Origin of the sequence: Mixta theicola (assembly GCF_002895925.1) — a bacterium.
In the GTDB taxonomy this organism is placed as follows: Bacteria; Pseudomonadota; Gammaproteobacteria; order Enterobacterales; family Enterobacteriaceae; genus Mixta; species Mixta theicola.
In genome coordinates this window covers 107,337-123,594 of record NZ_NWUO01000010.1, presented here as the reverse complement: position 1 = coordinate 123,594, position 16,258 = coordinate 107,337, and the positions used below count along the sequence as shown (strand labels likewise).

17 protein-coding genes are annotated in these 16,258 nt (G+C 56.3%); 4 read left to right on the top strand and 13 right to left on the bottom strand.

Features of this window, described 5'->3' with window-relative positions; translation table 11 throughout:
- Positions 1–8 precede the first annotated feature (8 nt).
- Positions 9–818 carry a phosphonoacetaldehyde hydrolase gene (phnX, locus tag COO59_RS14190; RefSeq protein WP_103060439.1) on the top strand — a complete coding sequence of 270 codons (810 nt, stop codon included), beginning with the start codon at positions 9–11 and terminating at the stop codon, positions 816–818.
- A gap of 221 nt (positions 819–1,039) precedes the next feature.
- On the opposite strand, the gene truD is transcribed toward phnX, so the two are convergent.
- The 9 genes from truD to cysG form a co-directional block, all read right to left on the bottom strand.
- Positions 1,040–2,089, bottom strand: a complete 1,050-nt coding sequence (gene truD, locus COO59_RS14185) for a tRNA pseudouridine(13) synthase TruD (RefSeq protein WP_103060438.1) — start codon at positions 2,087–2,089, stop codon at positions 1,040–1,042.
- On the bottom strand, positions 2,089–2,568 hold the full coding sequence (gene ispF, locus COO59_RS14180; RefSeq protein ID WP_103060437.1) for a 2-C-methyl-D-erythritol 2,4-cyclodiphosphate synthase: 480 nt from the start codon (positions 2,566–2,568) through the stop codon (positions 2,089–2,091). The genes truD and ispF overlap by 1 nt, the downstream gene beginning before the upstream one ends.
- Positions 2,568–3,287: a 2-C-methyl-D-erythritol 4-phosphate cytidylyltransferase gene (gene ispD, locus COO59_RS14175; protein ID WP_205960870.1), complete on the bottom strand. Its 720-nt coding sequence runs from the start codon at positions 3,285–3,287 to the stop codon at positions 2,568–2,570. Before ispD ends, ispF begins: the two co-directional genes overlap by 1 nt.
- A gap of 2 nt (positions 3,288–3,289) precedes the next feature.
- A complete protein-coding gene (ftsB, locus tag COO59_RS14170) occupies positions 3,290–3,607 on the bottom strand; it encodes a cell division protein FtsB (protein WP_103060436.1) in 318 nt (105 codons plus the stop codon).
- A 221-nt stretch (positions 3,608–3,828) separates the two neighbouring features.
- The gene (locus tag COO59_RS14165) at positions 3,829–4,149 is read right to left on the bottom strand and encodes a DUF3561 family protein (protein ID WP_103060435.1); all 321 of its coding nucleotides are present in this window, start codon (positions 4,147–4,149) and stop codon (positions 3,829–3,831) included.
- Between the two features lie 56 nt (positions 4,150–4,205).
- Entirely contained in the window at positions 4,206–4,811 is a 606-nt protein-coding gene (gene cysC / locus COO59_RS14160) for an adenylyl-sulfate kinase (protein WP_103060434.1), read from the bottom strand.
- 1 nt (position 4,812) lies between these two features.
- Positions 4,813–6,246, bottom strand: a complete 1,434-nt coding sequence (cysN, locus tag COO59_RS14155; RefSeq protein WP_103060433.1) for a sulfate adenylyltransferase subunit CysN — start codon at positions 6,244–6,246, stop codon at positions 4,813–4,815.
- 11 nt (positions 6,247–6,257) lie between these two features.
- Positions 6,258–7,166 carry a sulfate adenylyltransferase subunit CysD gene (gene cysD / locus COO59_RS14150; protein WP_103060432.1) on the bottom strand — a complete coding sequence of 303 codons (909 nt, stop codon included), beginning with the start codon at positions 7,164–7,166 and terminating at the stop codon, positions 6,258–6,260.
- A 9-nt stretch (positions 7,167–7,175) separates the two neighbouring features.
- On the bottom strand, positions 7,176–8,591 hold the full coding sequence (gene cysG / locus COO59_RS14145; protein WP_103060431.1) for a siroheme synthase CysG: 1,416 nt from the start codon (positions 8,589–8,591) through the stop codon (positions 7,176–7,178).
- A gap of 256 nt (positions 8,592–8,847) precedes the next feature.
- On the opposite strand from cysG, the gene COO59_RS14140 reads away from it, so the two are divergent.
- Together COO59_RS14140 and COO59_RS14135 are read left to right on the top strand one after the other, a co-directional pair.
- On the top strand, positions 8,848–9,882 hold the full coding sequence (locus tag COO59_RS14140; protein WP_103060430.1) for an aminopeptidase: 1,035 nt from the start codon (positions 8,848–8,850) through the stop codon (positions 9,880–9,882).
- Entirely contained in the window at positions 9,882–10,166 is a 285-nt protein-coding gene (locus COO59_RS14135; protein WP_103060429.1) for a YciI family protein, read from the top strand. The genes COO59_RS14140 and COO59_RS14135 overlap by 1 nt, the downstream gene beginning before the upstream one ends.
- 50 nt (positions 10,167–10,216) lie before the next feature.
- Here COO59_RS14135 and COO59_RS14130 read toward each other — a convergent pair whose 3' ends face one another.
- The 4 genes from COO59_RS14130 to cysJ all read right to left on the bottom strand — a co-directional run bounded on the left by COO59_RS14130 (position 10,217) and on the right by cysJ (position 15,584).
- Entirely contained in the window at positions 10,217–11,068 is an 852-nt protein-coding gene (locus COO59_RS14130) for a prohibitin family protein (RefSeq protein WP_103060428.1), read from the bottom strand.
- A gap of 246 nt (positions 11,069–11,314) precedes the next feature.
- Positions 11,315–12,046, bottom strand: coding sequence for a phosphoadenylyl-sulfate reductase (locus COO59_RS14125; RefSeq protein ID WP_103060427.1), 732 nt, complete (start codon positions 12,044–12,046; stop codon positions 11,315–11,317).
- 11 nt (positions 12,047–12,057) lie between these two features.
- On the bottom strand, positions 12,058–13,770 hold the full coding sequence (cysI, locus tag COO59_RS14120; protein ID WP_103060426.1) for an assimilatory sulfite reductase (NADPH) hemoprotein subunit: 1,713 nt from the start codon (positions 13,768–13,770) through the stop codon (positions 12,058–12,060).
- Positions 13,770–15,584 (bottom strand): NADPH-dependent assimilatory sulfite reductase flavoprotein subunit, encoded by a 1,815-nt coding sequence (cysJ, locus tag COO59_RS14115; protein ID WP_103060425.1) that lies wholly within the window; start codon positions 15,582–15,584, stop codon positions 13,770–13,772. The genes cysI and cysJ overlap by 1 nt, the downstream gene beginning before the upstream one ends.
- A 305-nt stretch (positions 15,585–15,889) precedes the next feature.
- On the opposite strand from cysJ, the gene queD reads away from it, so the two are divergent.
- Entirely contained in the window at positions 15,890–16,252 is a 363-nt protein-coding gene (gene queD, locus COO59_RS14110) for a 6-carboxytetrahydropterin synthase QueD (RefSeq protein WP_103060424.1), read from the top strand.
- Positions 16,253–16,258 lie beyond the last annotated feature (6 nt).

Here is a 16,258-nt window from a genome sequence, read left to right as displayed (position 1 = left end):
GAAAACTCATGCAAGGTATTAGCGCCGTGATTCTGGACTGGGCCGGAACCACCGTCGATTTTGGCTCTTTCGCGCCGACGCAAATTTTTGTCGAAGCCTTCCGCCTGGCTTTTGACGTAGAAATCACCCTTGAAGAAGCCCGTGTACCGATGGGATTGGGCAAATGGCAGCATATCGAAGCGCTGGGTAAATTGCCTTCGGTGGATGCGCGCTGGCAAAGCAGATTCGGCCGTGCGATGAGCAAAGAAGACATCGACTCTATCTATAAAACTTTCATGCCGCTGCAGATCGCGAAAGTCGTCGATTTTTCTCAGCCGATTGCGGGTGTGGTGGAGGTCATCGCCAGTCTGCGCTCGCAAGGCATTAAAATTGGGTCCTGTTCCGGCTACCCGCGTCCGGTGATGGAGCGATTAGTTCCTGCGGCAGCTGCGGCGGGCTATGCGCCAGATTACTGGGTAGCAGCAGACGACCTCGCGGCAGGCGCGCGCCCAGGCCCCTGGATGGCGTTGCAGAATGTGATTGAGCTGGGTGTCGATGCGGTTTTCAACTGCGTGAAAGTAGACGATGCGGTTCCCGGTATCGAAGAGGGTTTGCGTGCGGGCATGTGGAGCGTCGGCCTTTCTGTATCCGGTAATGAATTTGGCGCCACATGGGAACAATTTCAGCAGATGGATGTGGCGGAAATTGCGCATCATCGTAGGATCGCAGAGGAGAAGCTGAGCGCCGCCGGGGCACACTATGTTATCGATACGCTGGCGGATCTGCCGGCGGTGATTGAGCAGATCAACATGCGCTTACACCAGGGCGAGCGCCCGTAATCTTTAACCGTGGCGGAGCCGGATTCCGCCACACATTAATATGATAAAACCAGGCATCTTCTGTAGTGGTTGTCTAATTCTGGCCCACCCATAACATTTATCAGGGATCATATTGTCCGGTTTATGGTGCGCGGTTAAAAAACACCCTACGACAACGTGCGACCCTGAAATATTACGAGAGTGTCATAACAACCGGCTACAGAAGAAAACTACGTTGCTGATTATTCAGTAATATCCGCCTCGTTACCTTCCAGTTCGAAAAGTTCCCTGACGATGCTGGTGGCGAAGCTGCCGGCCGGCAGCCAAAAACTGAGTTCCAGCGTGGCATCATCGGCCCAGTTCCAGCGCAGGTCGCGGGGAATAACCAACATCGCCCGTCGGGCGGCTTCTACCCGCTCACGCTCAAGCAGCTGGATAAACGCCGGGCTGTCGGCCAGGCTTTGCTGTTCAAAAGCCAGCGCGGCGTCACGGCTTCCCCATTCCCCGCTGCCGGGTAACGGCGCGGTGATGCGCAGCTCATTATTATCAATACGCGTCTGCAGCTGCGGCAGCTCTTCTGCCGCGGCGACAAACCAGCTGCCGCGCCCGGTCAGCTGCAGCGCATCGCCGGGAATCGCCTGCGTCAGGCTCCCCTGCTGCGTCAGACGATCGCTGACCACCTGATTAAACATCCAGCTGCGCGCGGCTGAAAGCAGAAAGCTGCGCTTATTCCGTTCACGCACGCGAATTTCATCGTTGGCCCAGCGTTTCGCCTGCTCCAGATTGTTGCCCTGGAAACCAAAACGCTGTTGACCGAAATAGTTAGGCGCGCCGCCGGTTTGCACGCGCAGCAGCCTTTCCTCCAGCGCCGCGCGATCGCTAATATGGCGCAGCACCAGCCGGAAAGCATTACCCGCCAGCGCGCCGGTACGTAATTTACGTTTATGGCGCGCCAGATGCAGGATTTCGCAGCCTTCCAGCGTAAACGAGGAAAAATCCGGCGTCTCTTTGCCCGGCAGACGCAGACAAAGCGTTTGCTCAGTCACCGCATGGCGATCTTTCATGCCGGCAAAGCTGACGTCGCGCGGATGGATACCGGCAAACTTTGCCAGCGCATCGGCAACGAAGCGGGTATTACAGCCGGTCTTACGGATGCGCACCAGCAGATGCTCGCCCTCGCCGTCAGCCTCGTAGCCCAAATCTTCAATCACCACGAAATCTTCCGGGCTGGCCTTTAATTGCCCGCGGATTGCAGGTTTACCGTAAAGCCACTGCCATTCAGGTAACGCCATTATGCCTCCGCCCGCACGATAAGCGCCACGGCTTCACAGGCGATGCCTTCGCCCCGTCCGGTAAAGCCAAGCTTCTCGGTGGTGGTCGCTTTCACATTGACATCATCCATATGACAGCCGAGATCCTCGGCGATATTGATGCGCATTTGCGGTACATGCGGCAGCATTTTCGGTGCCTGAGCGATGAGTGTGACATCGACATTGACCAGCCGGTAGCCTTTAGCCTGAATGCGTTGCCAGGCTTCACGCAGCAGGCCACGGCTGTCCGCGCCTTTAAAAGCGGGATCGGTATCGGGAAAAAGCTTGCCAATATCACCCATTGCGGCGGCCCCCAGCAGTGCATCGGTCAGGGCATGCAGCGCCACATCGCCATCGGAATGGGCAATAAAGCCTTTTTCAAACGGAATCCGCACGCCGCCGATAATCAACGGGCCTTCGCCACCGAAAGCATGGACGTCAAAACCGTGACCAATACGCATTATGCGCACTCCTTGTTATGTCGTTGAGTAAGATAAAATGCCGCCAGCGCCAGATCTTCCGGGCGGGTGACTTTAATATTATCGCTGCGGCCAGCGATCAGTTCAGGATGATAGCCACAATATTCCAGCGCCGAGGCCTCATCGGTAATGGTAGCGCCTTCGTTCAACGCCCGCTCCAGGCACTGTCGCAGCAGCGTCAGAGGAAACAGCTGCGGCGTCAGGGCATGCCATAAGGCTTCACGTTCAACCGTATGCGCGATTGCGTCTTTGCCCGGCTCGCTGCGCTTCATGGTATCGCGCACCGGCGCGGCAAGAATGCCGCCGATGCGGCTGTGGCGACTAACAGCTAACAAGCGGCTTAAATCTTCAGCGGCCAGACAGGGACGCGCCGCATCATGCACCAGCGCCCATTCAGTCGGTTCAGCCGCCTGCAGGCCCGCCAGCACCGAATCGGCACGCTGTTTCCCGCCGGTTACCGTCAGGATACGGCTGTCACCGGCCAGCGGCAGCTGCTGAAAATAGTTATCGTCCGGACTAAGCGCAACAATCACCCGGTTAATGGCCGGATGAGCCAGCAGGCTGGCGATACTGTGCTCCAGAATGGTGGACTGACCGATGGTCAGGTACTGCTTAGGGCGCCCCGATTGCATACGGCTACCGATACCGGCAGCGGGCACCACGGCGATAATATCTGGCCAGGCGTCAGTTATAGTGGTCATTGCTATCGTTGTTGATTTGGCAAAGCCTGCTGCCCGTTACGTTTATTTTGATCCGGCACCAGGCGATAGAAGGTCTCTCCGGGTCTAATCATCCCCAGCTCATTGCGCGCGCGCTCCTCAATTGCTTCCGAACCGCCGTTTAGGTCGTCGATTTCGGCAAACAGCTGATCGTTACGCGCTTTTAATTTGGCATTACTCGCCTGTTGTACCACTACGTCATCGCTGACGCGGGTGTAATCATGAATACCATTCTTGCCCAGCCACAGCGAATACTGCAGCCAAACCAGCAATGCAAGTAACAGCAGCGTCAGTTTTCCCATCCCCGCCCCCTGAAAAACGGCTCAATCATCCCATAACTTTTCACCGGACTCCACTCTACCGGCGAAATTGCGCCGCTTTCTGCACGGTGTGCCTGGAAATAGCGCAGCAGGTAAAGTTTTGTAACGCGTCGTCGCGTTTGATCATCGGCTGACGCAGTTAAAAAAGGCGATAGCGGGCCATAACCGTTCTCTGCCGTGGCCGCAAAAAGCCATCGCGCGCCTTACCAGCCGGTTAGCCAGGAAAAGAGCAGCCAGAAAAGACAGGTTACGGTGACCAGCGTCAGCAGCAGCGTCCAGATAAGCTGGCCGCGCAGCAGCAGGCCAAAGGCGATACCGATCAGGACGGCGACCGGCAGCAGAGCGAGGAAGAATGGCCAGGTATAGAGCAGGAAAAACAGCGTATTGGAGCCATACAGCAGAAAAGGGATCGCCAGCGCGCACCAGTAAGAAACAAAACCGATCACGCCACCGGGGAAGGACCAGGCGCGGTCGTCCTGGTCACTGCTATTTTTACGGGCCAGCAGGGGTGTAACATTATGCATAGGTATCCTGTTGTTGCGCATAGCGGCCCGCTCTCTGGCAGTTTGCCGCTGCAATCTCAGGAATTGATAATATCGCGCCGGCGCAGCAGATCTAATAGTTGCGCGGTTAATTTTGTTACCAATTGTTCGCCATCAAGGTGGATTTCCGGCTGTTCCGGCGCCTCATAAACCGAGTCGATGCCGGTAAAGTTACGCAGCTCGCCCGCCCGCGCTTTTTTATACAGCCCTTTGGGGTCGCGCGCTTCGCAAATCGCCAGCGGCGTATCGACAAACACTTCGATAAACTCCCCTGCGCCCAGCATTTCACGCACCATCTGCCGCTCTGCGCGGTGAGGCGAAATAAAGGCGGTCAGCACCACCAGCCCGGCATCTACCATCAGCCTTGCCACTTCGCCCACGCGGCGGATGTTTTCCTTGCGGTCGGCGTCGCTGAAGCCTAAATCACGGCACAGGCCGTGGCGGACATTATCACCATCCAGCAGATAGGTACTGACGCCCAGCTGATGCAGCGCCTGCTCCAGCGCCCCGGCTACCGTTGACTTACCGGATCCGGACAGGCCGGTAAACCAGAGCACCACGCCCTGATGACCATGCTGGCGCTGGCGATCGGCACGCGTTACCGCGTGCGCGTGCCAGACCACATTTTCATTATGCGTCGCCATCTTATTGCTTGCCCGCCTGCAGATCGCGCGCTTCCCAGTGCGGGAAGTGACGACGGATCAGCGCATTCAGCTCCAGCTCAAAGGCGGAGAACTCACCGTGGCTGGCGGTCGCCTGCTGCTGCGGCTGACGGATCATTCCGGCACCGACGGTGACGTTAGAGAGGCGATCGATAAAGATCATACCGCCGGTTACCGGATTCTGCTGATAGGCATCCAGTACCATCGGCTCATCAAAGGTCACGTTCACCAGCCCGATGCCATTCAACGGCAGCGTATCCACCTGATTGTTATGGGTCAGGTTATTGATATTAACCTGATACTCGATGCTTTCGATGCGGGCGCGCGTTTTCTTACCGGCAATTTTTACATCAAAGCTCTGACCCGGCATCAATGCCTGCTCCGCCATCCAGACGACATCGACGGAAGCGCCCTGCACCGCTTTCAGCGTCTCATCCGCCGCCACCAGCAGATCGCCACGGCTAATATCGATTTCATCGTTTAATACGATGGTTACCGCTTCGCCCGGACCCGCCTCCGGCAAATCGCCATCAAAGGTCACAATGCGCGCTACGGTAGATTCAACGCCGGAAGGTAGCACCTTCACACGCTGGCCCACGCGCAGAATACCGGATGCCAGCGTACCGGCATAGCCACGGAAATCGAGGTTGGGGCGACTGACGTACTGCACCGGGAAACGCATCGGCTGGCTTTCTACCACGCGATTAACTTCCACCGTTTCCAGCACGTCCAGCAGCGTTGGGCCGCTGTACCAGTTCATAGTGGTGCTTTGCGTCGCGACGTTATCGCCTTCCAGCGCCGACATCGGAACAAAGCGAATGTCCACATCGCCCGGCAGCTGCGCCGCGAAATCAAAATACTCCTGTTTGATCTGCTCAAAGCGATCCTGGCTGTACTCCACCAGATCCATTTTATTGATCGCCACCACCAGATGTTTAATTCCCAGCAGCGTAGAGATAAAGCTGTGACGACGCGTCTGATCCAGGACGCCTTTACGCGCGTCAATCAGCAGGATCGCCAAATCACAGGTCGATGCGCCGGTAGCCATATTACGCGTGTACTGCTCATGTCCCGGCGTGTCGGCAATAATAAACTTACGCTTTTCGGTGGAGAAATAGCGGTAAGCGACATCAATGGTAATGCCCTGCTCGCGCTCCGCCTGCAGGCCATCCACCAGCAGCGCCAGATCGAGTTTCTCGCCCTGGGTGCCGTGGCGCTTGCTGTCGTTATGCAGCGATGTAAGCTGATCTTCATAAATTTGCCGCGTATCGTGTAGCAGGCGGCCAATCAGCGTACTTTTACCATCGTCCACGCTGCCGCAGGTGAGAAAACGCAGCAGGCTTTTATGCTGCTGCGCATGCAGCCAGGCTTCCACCCCGCCCTTATCGGCGATCTGTTGTGCAATAACGGTATTCATCTGGCGTCCCCTTAGAAATAACCCTGACGTTTCTTCAGCTCCATTGAGCCAGCCTGGTCGCGATCGATAACGCGGCCCTGTCGCTCGCTGGTGGTGGAAACCAGCATCTCTTCGATAATTTCCGGCAGCGTTTGCGCTGACGATTCCACCGCGCCGGTCAGCGGCCAGCAGCCCAGGGTACGGAAACGCACCATGCGCGGCGTTACCTCTTCGCCCGGCTGCAGGTCGATACGGTCGTCATCAATCATCATCAACATACCGTCACGCTCCAGCACCGGACGTTCTGCGGCCAGGTAGAGCGGCACGATTTCGATATTTTCCAGGAAGATATACTGCCAAATATCCAGCTCGGTCCAGTTAGAGAGCGGGAAGACGCGGATGCTTTCGCCTTTGTTAATCTGCCCGTTGTAGTTGTGCCACAGTTCAGGGCGCTGGTTTTTCGGGTCCCAGCGGTGAAAGCGGTCGCGGAAAGAGTAAATACGCTCTTTAGCACGCGATTTTTCTTCATCACGACGCGCACCGCCAAAAGCGGCATCAAAACCATATTTGTTCAGCGCCTGCTTCAGCCCTTCGGTTTTCATAATATCGGTGTGTTTGGCGCTGCCGTGAACAAAGGGATTGATGCCCATCGCCACGCCTTCCGGATTGCGATGGACAATCAGCTCCGCGCCAATCTCTTTTACCGTGCGATCGCGGAACTCATACATTTCGCGGAATTTCCAGCCGGTATCAACGTGCAGCAGCGGAAACGGCAGCGTGCCGGGATAAAAGGCTTTGCGCGCCAGATGCAGCATGACCGATGAATCTTTACCAATGGAGTAAAGCATTACCGGATTACCAAATTCAGCCGCCACTTCGCGGATAATATGGATACTTTCCGCCTCCAGTTGACGCAGATGAGTCAGTCGTTTTTGATCCATGATTTTTCCTCAAGCCAAATTCACAACGGCGGAATCGCGTTCTGCCTGCTGTGCTGAATGTTGAAACCAGGCCAGCTGCGCGTGGAGATTAACCACTTCGCCAATGACCAGCAGCGCAGGCGTCGGAGCCTGCTGCGCCAGCTGCTCCAGCTCGGCCAACGTCCCGGTCAGCACCTGCTGATCCTGCCGCGTGCCGCGGCCAATAACGGCCACCGGCGTTGACGCCGCGCGACCATGAGCGATGAGCTGTCCGGCTATTTCCGCCGCCTTTACCGTGCCCATATAAATCGCCAGCGTCTGTTGCGCACGCGCCAGCGACGACCAGTCGATCGTCTGGCCATCGGCACGGCAGTGGCCGGTAATAAACAGCACGCTCTGGGCATAATCCCGGTGGGTCAATGGGATCCCGGCATAGGCGGTGGCGCCGGAGGCCGCGGTGACGCCAGGAACGACCTGAAAAGGGATACCCGCCGCCGCCGCCGCCTGCAGCTCTTCGCCGCCGCGCCCGAAGATAAAGGGATCGCCGCCTTTCAGGCGCACCACGCGCTTTCCCTGACTGGCCAGCGATACCAGCAAGCGATTGGTCTCTTCCTGCGCCACTGAATGCGCCCCGGCGCGTTTACCCACGCACAGGCGATCGGCGTCACGTCGCACCAGATCCAGAATCTCATCGCTTACCAGGTGGTCATACAGCACCACGTCCGCCTGCTGCATGACCTGCAACGCCCGCAGCGTCAGCAGCCCGGCATCGCCCGGTCCTGCGCCCACTAAAATAATTTCGCCCTGATGGGAGGGTTCGTCCGTTAGCTGCGCATCCAGCGTTTGCTTCGCGCCCTGCACGTTGCCGGCCGCCATCTGGCTGGCAAACAGGCCATTAAAGGCGCACTCCCAAAAGCGACGGCGATCGGACATTTTGCTGAAGCGCTGTTTGACCTTATCGCGCCATTCGCCCGCTACCTGCGCCATCGCACCGAGGTTGGCAGGCAGCAAGGCTTCGAGTTTTTCACGCAGCATACGCGCCAGAACCGGCGCGGTGCCGCTGGAAGAGATAGCGACCACCAACGGCGATCGGTCAACAATCGAGGGGAAGATAAAGGAGCATTTCGGCTGATCGTCAACAACATTTACCAGCAGCCGACGCTGACTGGCCGCTGCGAAGACCTGGGCGTTAAGTTCGCTGTTATCGGTCGCGGCGATGACCAGATAAACCCGATCGAGCTGCTGTTCTTCAAACTGCGTCGCCAGCCACTCAACCTGCTGATTATCCGCCAGCGTCTGCAGTTCCGGGCAAAGCGTGCGCGCGGCAATCTGCACCTGCGCGCCAGCGCGCCGCAGCAGTTCGATTTTGCGTGCCGCCACATCGCCGCCGCCGACAACCAGCACCGGCCTGGCTTTTAGATCGGCAAATATAGGGAGATAATCCACGTCGGCCTTATATTAAATAACAAAAAGTTAACGCGACTATACGACTGCAGCTTCCGACAGATGAAATTACGAATTGGAATGAGTAGTTACCGAATGGAATAAAGCCGCGGCAAAGCTTCGAATAAAAGATGCTTAACGGATGATATTTCGGGTATTTAAGAGCAATTGAAATTGTGCAATCCGCGTCACACTTTCATACTATCTATGCAAAATTATTTCGTTTCAGCGTCATCGGATGACGCCTAAGGACTATGGTATGTTTTCCTTGCTCCGCCTGAGTGCGTTGGCCGCGCTGCTCAGCTGCGGCATCAGTTTACCGGTTAGCGCCAGCGCCCCGGTTCCCGGCCAGTTTGCAGAGCAGCAGTTACGCCATATCGCCACCTTGTTTCCCGGCCGCATGGCGGGTAGCCCGGCAGAGCTGCTTACCGCCGACTACCTTCAGCAACAGTTTGCGGAGTTAGGTTATAAGAGCGATAAGCGCGATTTTAAAACCAAAGCGCCGTGGCGCGACAATAATGGCAAGACGCACTGGCGCAACATTACCGCCACCTCGGTGATTGCCGCACATGCCGGAGAAGTGCCGCAGGAGATTTTAGTGGTTGCGCACCTGGATACCTGGCGGCCATTGAGCGAAGAAGAAACGCAGAAGGATATTGGCGGTCTGCGTCTGCAGGGCGCGGATGATAACGCATCCGGGCTTGGCGTGATGCTGGAGCTGGCGCAGCGGCTCAGCCATACGCCGCTGCATTACGGCGTGCGTTTTGTGGCGCTCAGCGCGCATCAGAATGATTTGCACGGCTGCGATGCTTATATCGCGCGGATGAAAGCTGCCGATCGCAAGAATACGCTGTTAGTGATCGATCTCGATAGTTTGATTGTGGGCGATCGCCTCTATTTTAACAGCGGGAAGAATACCGCGTCGGCGGTAATCAAGCAGACACGCGACCGGGCGCTGGATATTGCGCATCGTTATGGCATTAACGCGACAACCCGTCCGCTTCACAGCGCGGCTTATCCGACGCCTAACGCTTTTGACGCCGCGGGTTTTCCCTTGCTGACGGTGCGCGCCGCTAACTGGGATCTGGGCAAGAAAGATGGTACGCAGCAGCGCGCCGTTTCACGCCATTTTCCGCAGGGAGTCAGCCATCATCAAACCGAGTGGGATAATTTAAGCTATCTTGACCGTTGGTTACCCGGACGCATCAGCGCCCGCACGCGCGATAGCGTTCGCATTCTGTTTCCCCTGATTAACGAGCTGGCTAATCCTCCCGCCGCCAAGAAGGAGTCATAATGTACATTATTAACCTGAGCTATCATCGCCCAATTGAGGAAGTTGAAGCCCTGACTGAAGCGCATATTAACTGGCTGCAGCGTTATTTTGCTGTTGACGTTTTTATCGCCGCAGGCCGTAAGGAGCCGCGCAGCGGCGGCGTGATTATGGCGAAAGATATCGATCGTAGTCGTCTGGATACCATTCTGGCTGAAGATCCTTTTGTGGCGGTGGCGCACTACGAGGTTATTAAGGTGAATATTTCACGAACCTCAGAAGCGCTAAAGGCGCTGGCCGAGGGCTGATAAAAATGTGGTACGGGCCTGAACAACAGGCCCGCACTTTTTAGTCACGCTTATTTGGTTTGAATAAAAGGTACGCTCCCGCCGGGGAGCATGGTTTCGGGCAGCTTGCCATCCCAGCGTTCCGCGGTTATCAGGCTAACCAGCTCCGGATTATTCCGCAGCGCTTCGCCTCTGAGGCGAATAGCCTCTGCCTCAGCGCTGCCCTTCAGGCGAATAGCTTCCGCTTCAGACCGGGCGGTCACCAGCCTGCTTTCCGCTTCTGCCTGCGCCTGAGTAACGGCGATCTGCGCCTGAATTTTTTCCGTTTCCAGATTCTGCTTACGGGTGGCGATAGCCACTTCCGCTCTCATCCGATCCTCAATTGATTTCTCATAGGCATCGGAAAAATCGATATTTTCTATCTGGACAGAATCAATTACCAGCGGCCCTATTACCGCGTTGCGCAAGGCCACTTGCATATCCTGCACCAGCCGGGCGCGATCCTGCACCGCGCTGATAGCGGTATATTTACCAAAAACGTTTTCCAGCTGCGTCGGAATCTGCCTGGCGATCAGGCGTTCTTTCATATTTTCAATGGTGGAATAAGCGGTATAGACCGCTTCCGCATCGGCGGCCGGGATATGAAAATTGACCGATACCGTCATAACGGCGGGCTGCTGATCGCGGCTGTAGGCTTGCATACCGGTAAACAGCATTGACTGATTGCGGATGGAGATTTTACGGACGCTTTCCACCAGCGGAAAGGTGAAGCCCAGCCCCGGTTCGGCCACCTTCACAATTTTGCCATACCTTAAAACAATGCCGCGCTCACCCTCGTTAACCGTAAAGTAAGATAAAAACAGCAGTAACACCGCCACCGCTGCCGTTGCCGCTGCCCAGATAATGTTTTTTTTCCCTTTCATCACCGCTCTCCCTTATAAACCGCAACAGGGCGCTTGATGCATTAGCGCCACGTCGACCGTCTCGCGCCGCGGCCGCCAGCAGTGTACGGTTTTTCCAGCTTGCGGCCTGGCAGATATGTCTTGTTTCCGGGGCGTGGGGATAATCAATCAAGAGGAAGGAGAGAAGGAATTATGAATGTAAGGCTATACGCTAAGTAAACAGGCGGCCCGAGAGCCGCCTGTTGCGTTTATGCTGTTCGTTACGGCTTACTCATGCAGCCCGCATTCGCGCTTTAAACCGAAGAAGCGCGTCTCTTCCTCGGCCATGCCCGGCTCCCACTTACGCGTGGTATGCGTATCGCCCACGGACAAATAGCCTTCATCCCACAGCGGGTGATAACCCAAACCGTGCTGCTGCAGATACTGATAAACCTTACGGTTATCCCAATCGATAATCGGCAACATCTTAAACACGCCGCGTTGCACCGCCAGTACCGGCAAATGGGCACGGCTGCCGGACTGCTCGCGACGCAAACCGGCAAACCAGCTCTGCGCACCGAGCGTCTGCAACGCGCGATTCATCGGCTCAACCTTATTGATCTCGTTATAGCGCTCAATCCCTTCCACGCCCTGTTCCCACAGCTTGCCGTAGCGCGCTTCCTGCCACGCCGGCGACTGCTCCGCCCGAAATATTTTCAGGTTCAGATCCAGCTTTTCCGTCAGCTCATCAATAAAGCGATAGGTCTCCGGGAACAGATAGCCGGTATCGGTCAGAATCACCGGGATGTCTGGCTTCTGGCGCGTAACCAGATGCAGCGATACCGCCGCCTGAATACCAAAGCTGGAAGAGAGAACAAACTCACCCGGCAGATTTTCCAGCGCCCAGAGCACGCGATCCTCGGCGGACAGCGCTTCCAGTTGCGTATTTACCTCAGCCAACGCCATGATGCGCTCAACTTTCGGCAATTCATTCAGTGCTGCGAGATCGAGTACAGACATCATCCCCTCCGTTATTCCCAGAAATCCCGGGCTGGATCGACGATCGGTTTTACGATACCGGCGCGAATGGTGAAATCACCAAAGCCTTCGCCCGGCGTGCGCTCTTGCGCCCAACGGCCCACCAGTTCATCAATATTCGCCAGAATCTCTTCTTCGGTAATATTTTCACGGTACATGCGCGGAATACGTGTGCCGCTGCGGTTGCCGCCAAGATGCAGGTTATAACGTCCCGGCGCTTTACCCACCAGCCCCAGCTCTGCCAGCATGGCGCGTCCGCAGCCGTTCGGACAGCCGGTCACGCGCAATACAATATGCTCGTTCCCGACGCCGTGCTGCGACATAATCTCTTCCACGCGGGTCACAAAGGCGGGCAGAAAACGCTCCGCTTCCGCCATCGCCAGCGGACAGGTCGGAAACGCCACGCAGGCCATCGAGTTTTCACGCTGCGCGGTCACGTTCTCCATCAGCGCATGCGAACGGGCGATCTCTTCAATGCGCGCCTTTTCGCTTTCCGCTACGCCCGCCACAATCAAATTCTGATTAGCGGTCAGACGGAAATCGCCCTGATGGATTTTAGCAATCTCCGCCACGCCGCTTTTCAACGGACGTCCCGGATAGTCAAGCAGACGGCCGTTCTCAATAAACAGCGTCAGATGCCACTTATTATCAATCCCTTTTACCCAGCCAAAGCGATCGCCGCGCGTGGTGAACTCATAAGGACGGATCGGCCCAAAGGTGATACCGGCGCGTCGTTCCACTTCCGCTTTGAACGTCTCAACGCCAACGCGCTCAAGAGTATATTTGGTCTTGGCATTCTTACGATTGGTACGATTGCCCCAGTCACGCTGGGTAGTGACCACGGCTTCGGCAACCGCCAGCGTTTTATCCAGCGGCAGAAAACCAAACTCGCTGGCGGTGCGGGCATAGGTTTCTTTATTGCCATGCTCAATGGACAAACCGCCGCCCACCAGCAGGTTAAAGCCCACCAACCTGCCGTTTTCCGCAATCGCGACAAAGTTCAGATCGTTAGCGTGCAGATCAATATCGTTATGCGGCGGCACCACAACCGTGGTCTTAAACTTACGCGGCAGATAGGTTGCGCTGAGGATCGGTTCCTCTTCCGTGGTGGCGACCTTTTTCTCATCCAGCCAGATCTCGGCGTAAGCGCGGGTACGCGGCAGCAGATGCTCGGAAATTTTCTTCGCCCACTCGTACGCTTCCTGATGCAGTTCGGACTCCACCGGGTTAGAGCTGCACAGTACGTTGCGGTTCATATCGTTCGCGGTGCCGATCGCGTCCAGCCCCACTTCGTGCAGCATCTGATGCGCCGGCTTCACGTTCTTTTTCAGGATGCCATGAAACTGAAAAGTCTGACGGTTGGTCAGGCGAACGCTGCCGTACAGGGTGTTTTCAGTAGCGAACTTCTCGATCGCCAGCCACTGCTTCGGCGTAATAATGCCGCCCGGCAGACGGCAGCGCAGCATCATCGCATGACGCGGCTCCAGCTTTTGCTCGGCGCGTTCGGCGCGAATATCGCGATCGTCCTGCTGATACATGCCGTGAAAACGGATCAGCAGAAAGTTATCGCCGCTAAAGCCGCCAGTCAGGCCATTGTGTAAATCTTCGGCAATCGTCCCGCGCAGAAAATTGCTCTCTTTTTTCATGCGCTCCGCATCGGAGAGTTTTCCTTCGACGACCAGCGGCCCTGGGTGTTTTTCACTCATTAGTAAACATCTCGCTGATAACGGCGCTCAATGCGCAGCTCACTTAAAAATTCATCAGCCGATTCAAGGTCCATTCCACCCTGTTCGGCTACCACTTCCAGTAACGCCTGCTCAACGTCTTTTGCCATACGGTTGGCATCGCCGCAGACATAAATGTGCGCGCCTTCCTGCAGCCATCGCCACACTTCCGCACCTTTCTCGCGGATTTTGTCCTGTACGTAAACTTTATGCTGCTGGTCACGCGACCAGGCTAAATCGATATGGGTCAGCAGCCCCTCTTTTACATAGCGCTGCCATTCCACCTGATACAGAAAATCTTCGGTGAAATGCGGATTGCCGAAGAACAGCCAGTTCTTACCGCTGGCGCCGTCGTTTTCACGCTGCTGCATAAAGGCGCGGAACGGCGCGATACCAGTACCCGGCCCGATCATAATGACCGGCGCGTCGGGATTGGCGGGCAGGCGGAAATTATCGTTATGCTCGATAAACACCCGCACTTCGCCCTCTTCTTCCAGCCTGTCGGCCAGATAGCTGGAGGCACCGCCGGCACGCGGACGTCCGTCAATTTCATAGCGCACCGCACCGACGGTAATATGCACTTCGCTTTCCGTCTCGGCCTGCGAAGAGGCGATGGAATAGAGGCGCGGCGTTAGCGGACGCAGCAGCGACAGCAGCTGCTCCGGGTTCAGCTCGCCGGGCGCCTGACGCACCATATCAACAATCGGTACGGTTTGTGCATAATGCTGCAGCTGGGCCTTATCCGCCGCCAGCGTCAGCAGCTTCTCGTTGCGCACCAGTTTGGCGTACTGCTCAACGATTTGCGGCGTGTTGACCGTCAGCTCAAAATGCTGCTGCAACGCCTGGGAAAGCGGCAGGTTTTGCCCTTTCACCTCGACAATTTCATCGCCGCGCAGCCATAACAGCTCAGTCAGCTCTTTCACTAACGCCGGATCGTTTTCATACCAGACGCCAAGCGCGTCGCCTGGCTGATAACGCAGCCCGGCATCGCCTAAATCAATTTCAATATGACGCACATCCTTATCGGAGGCGCGACCGGTAATCTTCTGATTAACCGCAAGCGTCGCGACCAGCGGTTCGTCACGCGTATAAGGCGTGGTGAACACTTCATTAAAGGTGCCGGTGGCGGTGGCGGCGGCCTGTGCAGGCGTCTCAGCCGGTACGCGCTTTTGCAGCAGCGCGACGATCTCTTTGCGCCATTTCTCCGCATCGGCAGCAAACTCGACATCCGCATCAACGCGATCGTGCAGACGCTCAGCGCCCAGCTCGGCCAGCCTGCTGTCGACATCTTTCCCGGCCTTGCTGAAAAACTCATATGAGGTATCGCCAAGGCCAAACACCGCAAAAGCGGTTTCCGTCAGCTTCGGCGCTTTTTTCGACATCAGGTATTTATGCAGCGCGACCGCTTCTTCCGGCGGATCGCCCTCGCCCTGCGTTGAGGTAACGACCAGCAGCAGTTTCTCCTGGGCGATCTGTTTGAATTTATAGTCGCCGGCATTAACCAGCTTCACATTCAGTTTTGCCGCCAGTAAATCGTCGCGCAGCTGTTCCGCCACCCGGCGCGCATTGCCGGTTTGCGAAGCGGAGAGCAGCGTAATGGCCGGTGCTTCAGCGGCGGGCGCGGGCGCGCTCTGCGTGGCTGAAACGGCACCGGGCGACTGGTTAACCACCCCCCAGAAATAGCCGGAAATCCATGCCAGCTGCGTCGTTGATAAATCATGGGTCGCCGCCTGCAAGCGGGCGAGCTGCTCCGGATTAAGCGGGAGCAAAGAACCTGGGGGTGCCTGAGTCGTCATTGCTTTGATAATTCCAGTATCAGTGGTGCCAAACCGTTCAGAGACGGAAGATAAGGTAGAGGTTACCGAGTCGCATATTAACCGGTAAATAAGGGTTAGAAATAATAAATAACCAAAACGCCTAAACACTTTTGCCGATAAATCTTAACGCTTTAGCTTCTTACTAAATTATTTATTTATCAATCTGTTAAAGAGTGGGCGTTGATTGAGCATGGGCAAAAGCGGCGATAGCAGGGGAAACGGGTGCGGAAAATCTGTTTTTCCGGTAGACTTCGCCGGTTTTTGCAACAACTGAGATACCGACTATGGCAACTACGCTTTTTAAAGATTTCCTGTTCGAAGCCGCCCACCGTCTGCCGCACGTGCCTGAAGGCCATAAGTGCGGACGTTTGCACGGTCACTCATTCCTGGTGCGCCTTGAAATCACCGGAGATGTTGATCCTTATACCGGCTGGATTATGGATTTCGCCGAGCTGAAGGCCGCTTTTAAACCGGTATACGATCGTCTCGATCACTATTATCTGAACGATATTCCCGGCCTGGAAAATCCCACCAGCGAAGTGCTGGCGCAGTGGATTTGGCAGCAGATGAAACCGGTCGTGCCGCTGCTTAGCGCGGTGATGATCAAAGAAACCTGCACCGCCGGCTGCGTTTATCGCGGCGAGTAATAACTG